Here is a 12,757-nt window from a genome sequence, read left to right on the forward strand (position 1 = left end):
ATAAGCCTCTCTACACTCAAATTCAGGTACCAGAGGACGCCCGCCCGCTGGAGTGCCCAATGCGCCCGATGAGCTCAGTGGACAGCGGCCAGGTATCACCCCGAACGAGGGAGAGCCCGCGCATGGAAACGTTCGGCGAAGCGCTACGGCGCTTACGTAGCGATATGTCCACACGCGAACTCGCGCGCCGTGCGAACTGCTCCAAGAGCTACGTCTCCGGACTGGAGAACAACCCCGAGATCAGGCCAAGCGCGCAGGTCGTCGCAGCACTCGACGAAGCATTGAACGCCCAGGGCGCACTCATCGCATTGCACAAATCTCTCGACCTCGCCCAATACGGGGACGTCGAGACCGACGTCCGACGCCGTGAATTCGTCGGCCTGACAGGGGCCGCTCTGTTCACCGCCGTTGTCGGCACAGCCCCCAAACCGGATGGCACCACCGCAAGCATTGAGCAATTGGCGGCGGCGCTCACCGAATACACCGTCGACCAGGCCGCTCCCACACCTTCCGCTCTGGCGTCAGCCGTCACCGAAGCCAAAAGCAGGTACCAGGCATGCCAGTACGCCGAAGTCCTCGCCATGCTCCCCGCACTGCTACGCATGGCCAAGGTCGCCTGCGCCACCATGACCGGCGACGACCGTCTACGCGCGCACGCGCTGTCTGCTGAAGCCCATCACGTAGCCGCCTCCGCTCTCCTCAAGCACGACGTCAAGGGCCTCACCTGGCTGGCAGCAGACCGCAGCGTCCAAGCCGCTCGCGCCAGCGAAAGCCCTCTCATGGTCGGCTCAAGCACCCGGATCATCACGCACGCCCTAATGGACGGAGGCCACCACAAGGCAGCAGCCGACACCGCCAGCACCGCCGCAGCACGCATGCAGACCACCGTGTCCACCCCGACACCCGACGACCTCTCGGTCTATGGCTCGCTCTTACTGCGCGGGGCCACAGCAGCCGCCCGCCACGGCAGCCGCCACACCACTGCCGAACTCCTCGACGAGGCCGAACAGGCCGGTCGCCGTCTCGGTCACGAGGGCAACCACATGTGGACCGCGTTCGGACCCAACAACGTGCTGTGCCACCGCGTCCACACCTCACTCGCCTTCGGCGATGCCGGGACCGCCATCGAGTACGCCCGCCAGGTGAACATCGACGCGTTGCCGATCAACGAGCGCAAGGCCACGCTCCTGCTCGACACCTCCCGCGCGTTCCTCATGTGGGGCAAGCACGACAAGGCGCTGGACGTGCTACGCGCCGCCGGAGAGATCGCACCTGAGGAGATCACCGGCCGACAGGCCACGCTGTCCCTGGTCCGCGATATCGTCGCCACCGCTCCGGTAGGCATCCGGCGCGAGGCCCGCGAGTATGCGCACTCCCTGGGAGTCACCGCGTGAACCAGCCCGGCAAAGTCCTGTATGTGATCGTCTGCGCGGCCGGCCCCGCCGCTGAGGTCGTCCGCCTCGTCGATCTCGCCCACAAGCACGAGTGGACGGTTCGCGTCATCGCCACTCCGGCCGCAATGGACTTCATCGACGCCGCGATGCTTGCCGAACGGACCGGCGCACCGGTTCGCAGTCAGTACCGCAGCCCCGGGGAACCGCGCTCTCCCAAGGCCAATGCGATCATCGTCGCCCCGGCCACCTACAACACGATCAACAAATGGGCTCAGGGCACCAGCGACACCTACGCACTCGGCATCCTCGCCGAAGCTCCCGGGCTTCAGATCCCCGTCGTCGTACTGCCCTTCGTCAATTCGGCAATGGCCGCACGAACCCCCTTCCAGCGCAGTGTCACCGATCTACGCGCCGAAGGAGTCCGCATCCTGCTCGGTCCAGGGGAGTTCGAACCCCATCCCCCCGGCAGCGGGAGCGGCCAGTTCGACACCTACCCCTGGCATCTCGCTCTCACCGAAGTCGAGAAGCTCGTTGGAGCCAAGCGGCAGATCTGAGGGGAACACTGCACCCGCCGCCCGATTGTCCGGGTCAGCCGGAACCCGTCAAGGACGGCCGTGCACGTAGGACAACCAGCGCGCGAGGAAGGTCACCGGGCAATGGAGCACGCGAGGCCGCCCTTGACTGAACGCCGTCCGATAGACCCGGAGGGGTCAGCTAGCGGGAGCAGCACAGGTGTGGCGCGCGGCCCGAAGACTCGCGGTGCGTTCGGGCCAACCAGTCGTAACCCGCCTGCCCGTACCCGCGCACTAGGCAGCACGCGAGATCACGGTTTGGCCTCACTTGTAGGCCGGACATACGCCCAGGTCAGAGGCTATGCAATTAGGTCACTCTACGAAGGTGCGTTTGTCCAGGCCCGGACGCGGCCTCGCAATTCCCCCATACGACTGTGTCTTCAACATTCACGTGGGGGTCGTGTCTCCCAGACCGGCTTTCGGAGCTCGTCGTTGTGGATGATGATGTCGACGTGGTCGGTCGGGCGGACCGTGGTGAAGTAGAGCCGCTGGGCGGGGATGTAACGCTCGCGCCAGCGCCGTTCGACCTCGGCACGGGATGACACCCGGCTCTCCCGGATCACGGCACGCTCCACGGTCTTCTCCAGCTCGGCCGACACGAGGACGCGCAGGTCCCACCGGTCGATCAGCTCCGGGCGCATGAGGAAGACGCCGTCGAAGACCAGCACGGCGTCGGGGGCGGCCGTGGCGGACTGCGGTCCACGGTGATGTTCAGCCACCCGATCAATGTGGCGACCACGACGGTCCGCCCGCGTGACTGCTCGCGATTCGCCCGTACGACCATGGAGTCATGGATACTCACGTGACTCTCAATACCGGCCACTCCATGCCCCTCGTCGGGCTCGGCACATATCCCCTCCAGGGGCGGCGGGCCACCGAGGCCGTGCTCACCGCCGTCGACGCCGGATATCGGCTGCTGGACACCGCCGCCAGTTATGGGAATGAGGCGGCCGTCGGGGCCGGGGTGCGCGAGTCGGGGCTGCCGCGGAAGGACTTCTTCGTCACCACCAAGCTTCGTGGTGAGGACCATGGGGCCGCCAAGGCGCGGGCTGCGCTTGAGGGCTCGCTGGAGCGCCTCGGGCTCGACTATGTCGACCTCTACCTGATCCACTGGCCGTTGCCACGGCTGGGGCTCTACGTCGAGACCTATGCCGCGTTGCTCGAACTGGCGCGTGAAGGGTTGATCCGGTCGGTCGGGGTGTCGAACTTCACGCCTGAGCACCTGCACGCCGTGGTGAAGGAGACCGGGGTGCCGCCGGCGGTGAACCAGCGGCAGGTGTCGCCCACCCACGCCCAGGTGGCCCATGTCGAGGCCACACGGGGTGAGGAGACCGTGCTGCAGGCCTGGAGTCCGCTGGAGCGCAACACCGGCATCCTGGAGCATCCCGTGATCGTCGACATCGCCGGGCGGGTGGGGAAGGCGCCCTCGCAGGTGGTGTTGCGGTGGCTGCTCGACCGGGGGATCGCCGTGGTGCCCAAGTCGGGCGACCCTCAGCGGCAGCGGGAGAACATCGACGTGTTCGACTTCCACCTCGACGCCGCCGACCTCGCGGCGATCACCGCGCTCGACACCGGGAAGCCGGTCAGGCTCGACCCGGAGACCTGGGAGGAGTTCTAGATCGTCGTCACCACTGAGCCCTGGACCGAGTAGAGGGGCGCCAGGTCGACGAAGATGCGGTAGTCGGTGATCAGGCCGTCGTCGCCGCGGGTCCAGATGGAGACGGCCACCACGCTGACCTCGCTGTCGTCGAGCCGGGTGTAAGTCACCTCGGTCTCGGCGACGGTGTCGGCCCCGACCGTCCAGGCGCGGACGATCCGGTGCCGCAGGCCGCCGATGGTGGAGAAGAAGCCGCGTAAGCCGGTGGCGATCGCCTCGCGGCCCTTGTTGGCGTCGGCGTTGCCGAACTTCAGCGTGCCGTCCTCGGCGAACAGCTGCACGAACTCGTCGGGGTCGAACGCGTCGACAACGTCGAAGACGCGCCGCGCCTCATCGTCGGACATACCGATCCTCCCTCACGTGATCACGGGCACTGAGGGGGACGATACGGGGCTGTACGCCCGGTGAACCCTGTCGCCGAGGTGGGTTTCACGATCCCCCGGACGCCCACCGCTCCCAGTCGCCCGCCGGTCGCTCCCTCATCTCGGCCCAGAGGGCCCTGGCCTCGGCGGGGTCCGTTCGCAGCACCCCCGCCAGCCGTTCCGCGTTGCCGTCCGAGGCCATGAAGGCGCGGATGGCGGCGGTGCGGATGGCGTCCAGGCGCGACCGGAGACGGTCGACGTCCCGCAGGGCGGTCGCCCAGTCTCCCTGGACGGGCGCGGGAGAGCCCGGATCGCGGGAGTTGATCCTGGTCCGGAGCATTCCCAGGGCCCAGAGATGACTGTCGAAGGCCTCGGCCATCAGTTGCGGCACGTTCTGCATGGCCTCGGCCTCGGCGGCGGTGAGCCGGATGGTGATCTCCAGGCCGCCGTCGTCGGCGGGCCGGGTGGACATGGTCATCGCTGCTCCAGGGGACATGTGCGGGTATGTGCTGGGGCGATATACTTCGACCATTGTCTGCCTCTCCGGTGCGCCGGGGAGGCTTTTTTCATGCCCTCAGGAGCCCCCGTGCACGTCCGCCCCGCCACCGCCGCCGACCGGCCCACGGTCGAGCGCCTCTGGCTGATGTTCCGCCATGACATGTCCGAGTTCGTCGGCGTCCTCCCCAACCCCGACGGCACCTTCCGCAGCGAACGCGTCGACGCCGCCTTCACCGACCCCGACTGGGCGCCCTACCTGATCGAACGAGACCACGCCCCCCTCGGCTTCGCCTTCGTCCGGGCGCTGAACGCCCCGACGAGGGTCCTGAACAGCTTCTTCGTCGTACGCGCTGCCCGCCGTTCGGGCATCGGCCTGCGCGCTGTGAGCGACGTCGTCGCGCGGCATCCGGGGGCCTGGGACGTCGCCTTCCAGGACGTCAACCGCCCCGCCGTCGCCTTCTGGCGCCGCGCCGCCACGACGCTCGCCGGCCAGTCCTGGACGGAGGAACGCCGGCCGGTGCCGGGCCGGCCCGACCTGCCGCCGGACGTCTGGATCTCCTTCACGTGCACGGACCGACGAACGAGCGACGAGGACGTGCGGCGCGGTCTCTGACCGCCGGTCAGAGCAGGACGATCTGGCGGAGGACCTCGCCGCTCCTCAGTGCCGTCACCGCGTCGTTCAGGTCCGTGAGCTGGATGCGGGAGCTGATCATGTTCTCCAGGTCGAGCTTGCCCGCCTTGTACAGCCCCGCGAAGAACGGGAAGTCGCGCCGGACGTCGCTGCCCCCGTACAGGGAGCTGAGGAGGTTCTTGCCGTCGAACAGGAGGCTGAAGGCGTTCAGGGGGACCATGTCGTCCATCGCCCCGGCGCCGACCACGATCACGTCGCCGCCGCGGCGGGTGGCCTGCCAGGCGGTCATGATGGCCTGGGACTTGCCGACGACCTCGAAGCCGTAGTCGAAGCCCTGGCCGCCGGTCAGCGTGGTGATGGCGTCCATGAGCTGGTCGGGGGTGCAGGCGTGGGTGGCGCCGACCTTCTTGGCCAGGTCGTGCTTCGACTCCAGGGGGTCGATCGCCAGGATCGTGGTCGCGCCGGAGATGCGGGCGCCCTGGATCACCGACAGGCCCACGCCGCCGCAGCCGACCACGGCCACCGACGTGCCGGGGCGGACCTTGGCGGTGTTCAGGGCGGCGCCGACGCCCGTGGTGATGCCGCAGCCGATCAGGGCCGCCATCTCGAACGGGACGTCCGCGTCGACCTTGATCGCGCCGCCCGCGGGGACCACGATCTCCTCGGCCCACGTGCCGCAACCGGCCATGCCGAAGGCGGGCTTGTCGCCGTCGAACTTGAAGCCGGGCTCGGTGAAGCCGCGGACGACCGAGGTCATGCACAGGTGCGGCTGGCCGTGGGAGCAGCTCGGGCACGACCCGCAGGCGGGGGTCCAATTGATGATCACGTGGTCCCCGGGCGCGACGCTCGTCACGTGGTCGCCGACCTCGACGACCTCACCGGCCCCCTCGTGGCCCGGCACCAGCGGCGCGGGCTGGGGGAGCACCCCTGAGATGGCCGACAGGTCCGAGTGGCAGACGCCGGTCGCCCTGATCCGGACCCGGACGTCCGAGGGGCCGACCGGGACGAGGGTCAGGTCGTCGCGGATGTCGAGCTTGTCCGCGCCGATGGTGTGCAGCAGAGCGCCGCGCATGGGAACCTCCGGTGGTTTTTACTCTTCTTCGAGCGAAAGTGCCGCCTTCGGGCATGACCGGACGGCGTGCCGGACCCGGTCGAGCAAGTCGGCGGGGGGTTCTTCCAGCAGAACGTGCAGGTTGTCGTCGTCGTCGAGGTCGAAGACCTCGGGGGCCAGGCCCACGCAGACCCCGTTGGCCTCACAGACGAGGTAGTCGACAATGACCTTCGGCATCAGGAGCTCCCGTGCAGTTTGCGGTGATCCCAGGAGACTACGCGCCCCGGCTCGACGATGTAGGCGACGCGCTTGCGCCCGGTCAGCTCCACGTAGGGGCGCATCGGTTCCGGGTCCTGGCCGGTCATCCTGGCCGTGATGCGCATGCCGGCGTCCATCACGTCGTCGTAGGGGAGCGCGGTGCCGTAGATCGTCGCGCCGCGCAGGTCGCCGTAGTCGTCGCCCACCTCGACCAGGCAGGTCACCCGGGGGTCGCGGTCGATGTTGCGGGATTTCTGCGCCTTGGCGTAGGTCCAGAAGATCAGCCGGCCGTCGTCGGACAACCCGTAGAACATGGTGACCAGATGGGGCGTGCCGTCGGGGTTGATCGTGGCGAGCTGGAGTTTGCGGCCCTCTTTCAGCAGGGTGGCCACCTCTTCGCCGGTCATCACGATCCGCGCGCGCTGGTTCACGACCAGAAGTAGAACATGTTGCACCTATCGGGACAAGGGTAGTCTCGGGCGGGTGACACACCCTCCGATGCCCGCACTTCTGCGGCACACCGCCGAGCGGGCCAAGGGATTCATGCCCCCAGACGAGGGCCTGGCTCTCTACGAGCTCGGTTGTCTGTACGGCTCCCGCGGCCCCATGGCCGAGATCGGCTCCTACTGCGGCAAGTCGGCCGTCTACCTGGGCGCCGCCGCCCGCGAGGCCGGCACGGTGCTGTTCACGGTCGACCACCACCGGGGCTCCGAGGAGATCCAGCCCGGCTGGGCTCACCACGACCCCACGCTGGTCGACCCGCGCTTCGGCCGCATGGACTCGCTGCCCTTCTTCCGCACCACCATCGCCACGGCCGGCCTCGAAGACGTCGTCATCGCGGTCGTCGGCGCGTCGGCGACCGTGGCGGCCCACTGGCACACCCCGCTCGGCCTGCTGTTCGTCGACGGCGGCCACTCCGAAGACCTGGTCACCCGCGACTACGAGGGCTGGGCGCCCCACGTGGTGCCGGGAGGCGTGCTGATCTTCCATGACATCTACCCCGACCCGGCCGACGGCGGGCAGGCGCCGTACCGGATCTACAGGAGAGCCCTCGACGAGGGCTTCAAGGAGGTCCGGGCGACCGGCTCGCTCCGGGCCCTGGAGAAGGTCTAGAACGCGCCGGCCCGCTGGCAGCCGCAGTCGGCCGAGACCCGGTCCTCGGCCGAGGCGTCCGCGTCGCGGAAGACGCCGTTGGCCGGGGTGGTGCGCGACAACGCGTCGGCGGCGAGGATCACCGCGGCCGCCGTGTACGCCGACCGCTCGTTCGGGAAGTGGCGCTCGTTCACGAACTGCCAGCCCGTCCAGTAGCCGCCGTCGGGGTGGCGCAGGTGCTGCATCTCGGTGAAGACCTTGAGCGCGCGGTCGTCGTCGCCCACCGCGTCGAGGGTCAGCACCAGCTCGCACGACTCCGCGCCCGTCACCCACGGCTGGTCGGAGACGCAGCGGATGCCGAGACCGGCCACCGCGAAGCGGTCCCAGTCGTCGTCGAGGCGGCGCAGCGCCCGCTCGCCGCGCAGCGCGCCGCCGAGCACGGGGTAGTACCAGTCCATCGAGAAGCGGCTCTTGTCGGCGAACGCCTCGGGGTGCTCGCGCAGCACGTGGCCCAGCCGGTCGGCCGCCAGCTCCCAGCCGGGCTGCGGGTCGCCGAGGCGCTCGGCCAGCCGCACCCCGCAGCGCAGGCCCTGGTAGACCGACGAGCAGCCGGTCAGCAGCGCGTAGGAGCCCGGGGCCGCCTCCCAGACGATCTCGCCGCGCCGGGTCTGCAGGGCGGTCACGAAGTCGAGGGCGCGGCTCACCGTGGGCCACATCTCCCGGGCGAACGCCTCGTCGCCGGTGATCAGCAGGTCGTGCCAGACGCCCACGGCCACGTAGGCGGCGTGGTTGGACTCGCCCCGGTCTTCGAGCGGCTCGCCGTTCAGCACCTTCATCGGCCACGACCCGTCGGGCCGCTGGTGCCGCCTGATCCACTCCCAGCCGCGCGCCGACGCCTCGCGCAGGCCGGCCGCCGTCATGGCCATCAGGCACTCGACGTGGTTCCACGCGTCGACGTGCCCCTCGGGCCACGGCACGCCCCCGTCGGGGAGCTGCACGTCGGCGATGCTGGCTGCGGTGGCGGCGATGTCGTCGCCGGTCACGACTCCCGGCACCGCCGGGATCATGCGGGCTTCCGGGCGTAGAGGACCACGCTCTTGCCGATCAGCGGGTTGAGGATCTGCTCGGCGATCCGGGTGACGGCGGGGCGCTTCATGATGTCCCACACCAGCAGCTCGTGGTAGGCCTTGGCGATCGGGTGGTCGTTGTTGTCGACCCCGACCGCGCACTTGATCCACCAGTAGGGCGTGTGCAGCCCGTGGGCGTGGTGGTGGTCGCCGACCTCCAGGCCCGACGACTTCAGCTTGGCCGACAACTCGGCGAGGGTGTAGATCCGGATGTGCCCGCCGGGAGCCGTGTGGTAGGCCTCCGACAGCGCCCAGCAGACCCGCTCGGGCAGGAAGGCCGGCACCGTCACGGCCAGCAGCCCGCCGGGCTTCAGCACCCGGACGATCTCCTTCATCGCCGCCATGTCCTCGGGGATGTGCTCCAGGACCTCAGACGCGATCACCCGGTCGAACGACCCGTCGGGGAACGGCATGTCGAGCGCGGTCCCGACGACGGTCTCGCCCGTGGCGCCGTAGGGGACCTCGCCCTCCTTGTCCATGGCCGCGAACATCGCCGCCACCGACTCCATCTCGGCCGGGTCGAGGTCGAAGGCGACCACGTCGGCGCCCCGGCGCAGCACCTCGAAGGCGTGCCGGCCGCCACCGGCGCCCAGGTCGAGCACACGGTCTCCGGGCCCGACGGGCAGCCGGGCGAAATCGACGGTCAGCATCTCCTGGGGAACCCTCCGGGTCAGCGCGCGGCGATGGCCTCGCGGTAGGCCTCAACGGTCTTGCGGGCGACGACGGGCCAGGCGTAACGCTCCATGACACGGTCGTAGCCGCGTTTGCCGTACTCCTCCCGCAGTTCGGGGGAGTCGATCAGGCGGCGCAGCGTGGCCGCGAGCTCCTCGGGGTCGCCCGGGGCGACCTGGACCGCGGCGTCGCCCACCACTTCGGGCAGGGCGCCGGTCCGGGACGCCACCAGCGGGGTCCCGCAGGCCATGTGCTCCACGGCGGGGAGCGAGAAGCCCTCGTACAGCGACGGGACGACGGAGACCTCCGAGGTGGCGATCAGCTCGCCGAGCTCGTCGTCGGAGATGCCGTGGACGAACCGCACCCGGTCGTGCAGCGACAACTCGGCCACGAGCTGCTCGGTCGGGCCGCCCGGGGTGGGCCTGCTGACGACGGTCAGGTTCACGTCGCGTTCGGTGGAGAGCTTGGCGACCGCGCGCAGGAGCGTCGCGACCCCCTTCATCGGGGAGTCGGCGCTGGCCACCGCCACGATCGAGCCCTTGCGCCTGGGCAGCTCGGGCCGGGGGTGGAAGAACCGGGTGTCCACGCCGAGCGGGATCAGGCGCAGGTTCGACTGCGGGACGCGGAAGTCGCGGTGGATGTCGGCCACCGACGACTCGCTGACGGTCAGGATCGGCTTGAGCCGCGCGGCGACGTAGGCCTGCATGCGGACGAAGCCGTACCAGCGTCGTTTGGAGAGCTTCGCCCAGCCCTCGGCGGCCTCCAGCTCGATCCGCCGGTCGACGCTGATGGGGTGGTGGATCGTGCCGACCACCGGGAAGTGCTTCTGGATGCCCAGCACGCCGTATCCGAGCGTCTGGTTGTCCTGGACGACGTCGAAGTCGCCGATCCGCTTCTTGAGCTCCCGGTAGGCCCGGAGGCTGAAGGTGAGCGGCTCGGGGAAGCCGGCCGTCCACATCGTGCCGACCTCGAGGAGGTCGATCCAGTCGCGGTACTCGCCCGGCTTGGGGGTTCGGAAGGGGTCTTCGTCCCGGTAGAGGTCGAGACTCGGCACCTTGTTGAGGATCACGCCCTCGTCGAGCTCCGGATAGGGCTGACCCGAGAACACCTCGACGTGGTGACCCATCGCCACGAGCTCGCGGGTGATGTGGCGGAGATACACCCCCTGACCGCCGCAGGTGGGTTTGCTGCGATAGGACAGCAGTGCGACGCGCAGCCTCTCCACCCCGAAGCACCCCTTTCCGCCCCTGTAGGGGCACCTGAGATGACCTTAGCCTAGGCGGGTGGAATGCCGTTCGGTGGAACGTGTTCTACGAATGCGGCCCGGTCAGGGCCTTCGGGGTACATTCGCCTACAAAGCGAGACACGGGCGGCCGAAGGACGACCGTGTCTCGCGTTGTGAATCTGCCTCAAAGAACTTGCGGTACGAAGGAGGACGTGTTGGCCAGACGCGCGTTGATCACGGGCATCACCGGTCAGGACGGCTCCTATCTCGCCGAACACCTGGTATCCGAGGGCTACGAGGTGTGGGGTCTGGTCCGTGGCCAGTCCAACCCGCGCGTCGCCCGGCTGCCGAAGGACATCCACCTCGTCCGCGGCGACCTGCTCGACCAGGGGTCGCTCATCTCGGCCGTCGAGAAGGTCCGGCCCGACGAGGTCTACAACCTGGGCGCCATCTCGTTCGTGCCCATGTCGTGGGAGCAGGCCGAACTGACCGCCGAGGTGACCGGCATGGGCGTGTTGCGCATGCTGGAGGCGATCCGCGTCTGCTCCTCGCGCGGCGGCGAGATCCGCTTCTACCAGGCGTCGTCGTCGGAGATGTTCGGCCAGGTCCGCGAGACCCCGCAGACCGAGGTCACGCCCTTCCACCCCCGCTCGCCCTACGGCGTGGCCAAGGCCTACGGGCACTTCCTCACCCAGAACTACCGCGAGTCCTACGGCATGTACGCCGTCTCCGGCATCCTGTTCAACCACGAGTCCCCCCGCCGGGGGGCCGAGTTCGTGACCCGCAAGGTGTCGCTCGGCGTGGCCCGCATCAAACTGGGCCTGGCCACCGAACTGCGGCTCGGGAACCTGGAGGCCCGGCGCGACTGGGGATTCGCGGGCGACTACGTGCGCGCCATGCACCTGATGCTCCAGGCCGCCAAACCGGAGGACTACGTCATCGGCACGGGCCGCACCCAGTCGGTGCGCGAACTCGTCGAGGCGGCCTTCTCCGCCGCCGGCCTCGACTGGGAGCGCTATGTCATCGCCGACCAGGCCCTGCACCGGCCGGCCGAGGTCGACCTGCTGTGCGCCGACCCCAAGAAGGCCCGCACCCAGCTCGGCTGGGAACCGACCGTCCCGTTCGAGGAACTGATCGCGATGATGGTCGAGTCGGACCTGCGCCTGCTGAGCGAGGGCGGCGACCCCCAGGACTCCTCCTGGCCCTGAGGTTGTGACGGCGGACGTCCCGTTGGGTAGGTGAGTCGTGCACCGGCCGAACGGGGGGACGTTCACATGGCGGATGTCGTGCAGGTGGTGCATGACTTCTTCGACGCGTACAACAACCACGATCTCGACGCGCTCGCACGCTTCTACGCTTCCGACGCGGTCTCGACGGCCCCCGGCGGGGTGGGCGAAGGGCGGGACCAGATCATCTCCTACCACGCGCACATCTGGGAGGCCTTTCCCGACGCGCGCAACACGACCTACCAGACGATCGAGGACGGCGACGTGGTCGCCGCCCTGGCCGCCGTCAGCGGCACCCACCGGGGCCCTTTTCTGCTGGCCGGAGGCGAGGTGGTCCCGGCCACGGGGCGCCGGGTGCACGTGCAGTGCTGCTGGATCTTCACCGTGGAGTCGGGACTCATCGTCACCCACCGCCTGTACTGGGACCAGCTGGAGGCATATGCCCAACTCGGCATTCTGCCCACCTGACGGTTCCCCGGATCACCCGTCCGGCGTCGCTACTGTGTGCGCATGATCAAACACATGGTGTCGCTGGCCGTGCTCGGTTCGGCCCTTCTCGTCTCGCCCGCGCACGCCCAGACCGGTGGCTGCGGGGCGGCAATCGACACCCGGAAGTCCGGGTCGAGCGTGCTCTGGCGGCTCTGTCTGGAGGACGGCGACCTGCCGCACGGCAGCCTCACGTCCCACTGCCGGACCGCCCTGCCCATCTGGACGTTGACCCCCTGCTCGGTCAGGGGACGGTTCGAGATCCGCAAGGACGACGCCCTCGTGGCGTCGGGGCCCTTCCACACCACCAGCGACCTGGACGGCCACGCCGCCCTGGACCAGGTCTTCAGCTTCCGCTGCGACGGGGCCGGCGCCTACACCTTCGCCGTCACCGAGGCCACGTACACCTTCCCGACCCTTGCCTCCGTGGCCCTCCCGGGCGTCCTCGTGGCCCGGACCGCCTGCTGACGAACCGACGGGTGCGGGGCCGCCGCAGCGGCCCCGCA

General features: G+C 69.3%; 17 protein-coding genes. 8 read left to right on the forward strand and 9 right to left on the reverse strand.

Going from position 1 to position 12,757, the window contains the following annotated elements; genetic code table 11:
* Positions 1 to 122: 122 nt before the first annotated feature.
* On the forward strand, positions 123 to 1,394 hold the full coding sequence (locus tag GT755_RS23260; RefSeq protein WP_161481780.1) for a helix-turn-helix domain-containing protein: 1,272 nt from the start codon (positions 123 to 125) through the stop codon (positions 1,392 to 1,394).
* Positions 1,391 to 1,948, forward strand: a complete 558-nt coding sequence (locus tag GT755_RS23265; RefSeq protein ID WP_161481781.1) for a flavoprotein — start codon at positions 1,391 to 1,393, stop codon at positions 1,946 to 1,948. Before GT755_RS23260 ends, GT755_RS23265 begins: the two co-directional genes overlap by 4 nt.
* A gap of 398 nt (positions 1,949 to 2,346) precedes the next feature.
* Here the strand turns inward: GT755_RS23265 and GT755_RS23270 are convergent, their stop codons facing one another.
* Positions 2,347 to 2,685, reverse strand: a complete 339-nt coding sequence (locus GT755_RS23270; RefSeq protein ID WP_161481782.1) for a nucleoside/nucleotide kinase family protein — start codon at positions 2,683 to 2,685, stop codon at positions 2,347 to 2,349.
* 83 nt (positions 2,686 to 2,768) lie between these two features.
* Between GT755_RS23270 and GT755_RS23275 the strand changes: the two genes are divergently transcribed.
* The gene (locus tag GT755_RS23275) at positions 2,769 to 3,584 is read left to right on the forward strand and encodes an aldo/keto reductase (protein ID WP_328794471.1); all 816 of its coding nucleotides are present in this window, start codon (positions 2,769 to 2,771) and stop codon (positions 3,582 to 3,584) included.
* On the opposite strand, the gene GT755_RS23280 is transcribed toward GT755_RS23275, so the two are convergent.
* Together GT755_RS23280 and GT755_RS23285 are read right to left on the reverse strand one after the other, a co-directional pair.
* The gene (locus GT755_RS23280) at positions 3,581 to 3,967 is read right to left on the reverse strand and encodes a nuclear transport factor 2 family protein (protein WP_161481784.1); all 387 of its coding nucleotides are present in this window, start codon (positions 3,965 to 3,967) and stop codon (positions 3,581 to 3,583) included. The genes GT755_RS23275 and GT755_RS23280 overlap by 4 nt on opposite strands.
* Positions 3,968 to 4,052: 85 nt before the next feature.
* On the reverse strand, positions 4,053 to 4,463 hold the full coding sequence (locus GT755_RS23285) for a hypothetical protein (protein ID WP_161481785.1): 411 nt from the start codon (positions 4,461 to 4,463) through the stop codon (positions 4,053 to 4,055).
* A gap of 108 nt (positions 4,464 to 4,571) precedes the next feature.
* On the opposite strand from GT755_RS23285, the gene GT755_RS23290 reads away from it, so the two are divergent.
* On the forward strand, positions 4,572 to 5,096 hold the full coding sequence (locus GT755_RS23290) for a GNAT family N-acetyltransferase (RefSeq protein ID WP_328794472.1): 525 nt from the start codon (positions 4,572 to 4,574) through the stop codon (positions 5,094 to 5,096).
* Positions 5,097 to 5,103: 7 nt separating this feature from the next.
* On the opposite strand, the gene GT755_RS23295 is transcribed toward GT755_RS23290, so the two are convergent.
* Genes GT755_RS23295 through GT755_RS23305 form a run of 3 tightly spaced genes read right to left on the reverse strand, consistent with a single transcriptional unit; the run spans position 5,104 to position 6,854 of the window.
* The gene (locus GT755_RS23295; protein WP_161481787.1) at positions 5,104 to 6,186 is read right to left on the reverse strand and encodes a Zn-dependent alcohol dehydrogenase; all 1,083 of its coding nucleotides are present in this window, start codon (positions 6,184 to 6,186) and stop codon (positions 5,104 to 5,106) included.
* Between the two features lie 18 nt (positions 6,187 to 6,204).
* Positions 6,205 to 6,402, reverse strand: coding sequence for a ferredoxin (locus GT755_RS23300; RefSeq protein WP_161481788.1), 198 nt, complete (start codon positions 6,400 to 6,402; stop codon positions 6,205 to 6,207).
* Positions 6,402 to 6,854: a pyridoxamine 5'-phosphate oxidase family protein gene (locus tag GT755_RS23305; protein WP_161481789.1), complete on the reverse strand. Its 453-nt coding sequence runs from the start codon at positions 6,852 to 6,854 to the stop codon at positions 6,402 to 6,404. Before GT755_RS23305 ends, GT755_RS23300 begins: the two co-directional genes overlap by 1 nt.
* A 67-nt stretch (positions 6,855 to 6,921) precedes the next feature.
* Between GT755_RS23305 and GT755_RS23310 the strand changes: the two genes are divergently transcribed.
* Positions 6,922 to 7,536, forward strand: a complete 615-nt coding sequence (locus GT755_RS23310; RefSeq protein ID WP_161481790.1) for a class I SAM-dependent methyltransferase — start codon at positions 6,922 to 6,924, stop codon at positions 7,534 to 7,536.
* On the opposite strand, the gene GT755_RS23315 is transcribed toward GT755_RS23310, so the two are convergent.
* The 3 genes from GT755_RS23315 to GT755_RS23325 are packed head-to-tail and all read right to left on the reverse strand — an operon-like array spanning position 7,533 to position 10,530.
* Positions 7,533 to 8,582 carry a prenyltransferase/squalene oxidase repeat-containing protein gene (locus GT755_RS23315; RefSeq protein ID WP_161481791.1) on the reverse strand — a complete coding sequence of 350 codons (1,050 nt, stop codon included), beginning with the start codon at positions 8,580 to 8,582 and terminating at the stop codon, positions 7,533 to 7,535. The genes GT755_RS23310 and GT755_RS23315 overlap by 4 nt on opposite strands.
* A complete protein-coding gene (locus GT755_RS23320; RefSeq protein ID WP_161481792.1) occupies positions 8,579 to 9,292 on the reverse strand; it encodes a class I SAM-dependent methyltransferase in 714 nt (237 codons plus the stop codon). The genes GT755_RS23315 and GT755_RS23320 overlap by 4 nt, the downstream gene beginning before the upstream one ends.
* A gap of 20 nt (positions 9,293 to 9,312) precedes the next feature.
* Entirely contained in the window at positions 9,313 to 10,530 is a 1,218-nt protein-coding gene (locus GT755_RS23325) for a glycosyltransferase family 4 protein (RefSeq protein WP_202610478.1), read from the reverse strand.
* Between the two features lie 224 nt (positions 10,531 to 10,754).
* Between GT755_RS23325 and GT755_RS23330 the strand changes: the two genes are divergently transcribed.
* From GT755_RS23330 to GT755_RS23340, 3 genes are all read left to right on the forward strand, one after another.
* Positions 10,755 to 11,747, forward strand: a complete 993-nt coding sequence (locus tag GT755_RS23330) for a GDP-mannose 4,6-dehydratase (RefSeq protein ID WP_161482192.1) — start codon at positions 10,755 to 10,757, stop codon at positions 11,745 to 11,747.
* 66 nt (positions 11,748 to 11,813) lie between these two features.
* A complete protein-coding gene (locus GT755_RS23335; RefSeq protein ID WP_161481794.1) occupies positions 11,814 to 12,233 on the forward strand; it encodes an ester cyclase in 420 nt (139 codons plus the stop codon).
* A gap of 42 nt (positions 12,234 to 12,275) precedes the next feature.
* Entirely contained in the window at positions 12,276 to 12,719 is a 444-nt protein-coding gene (locus GT755_RS23340; RefSeq protein ID WP_161481795.1) for a hypothetical protein, read from the forward strand.
* The last annotated feature ends 38 nt before the right edge of the window (positions 12,720 to 12,757 follow it).

It is taken from the genome of Herbidospora solisilvae, from assembly GCF_009901565.1.
Classification (GTDB): domain Bacteria; phylum Actinomycetota; class Actinomycetes; order Streptosporangiales; family Streptosporangiaceae; genus Herbidospora; species Herbidospora solisilvae.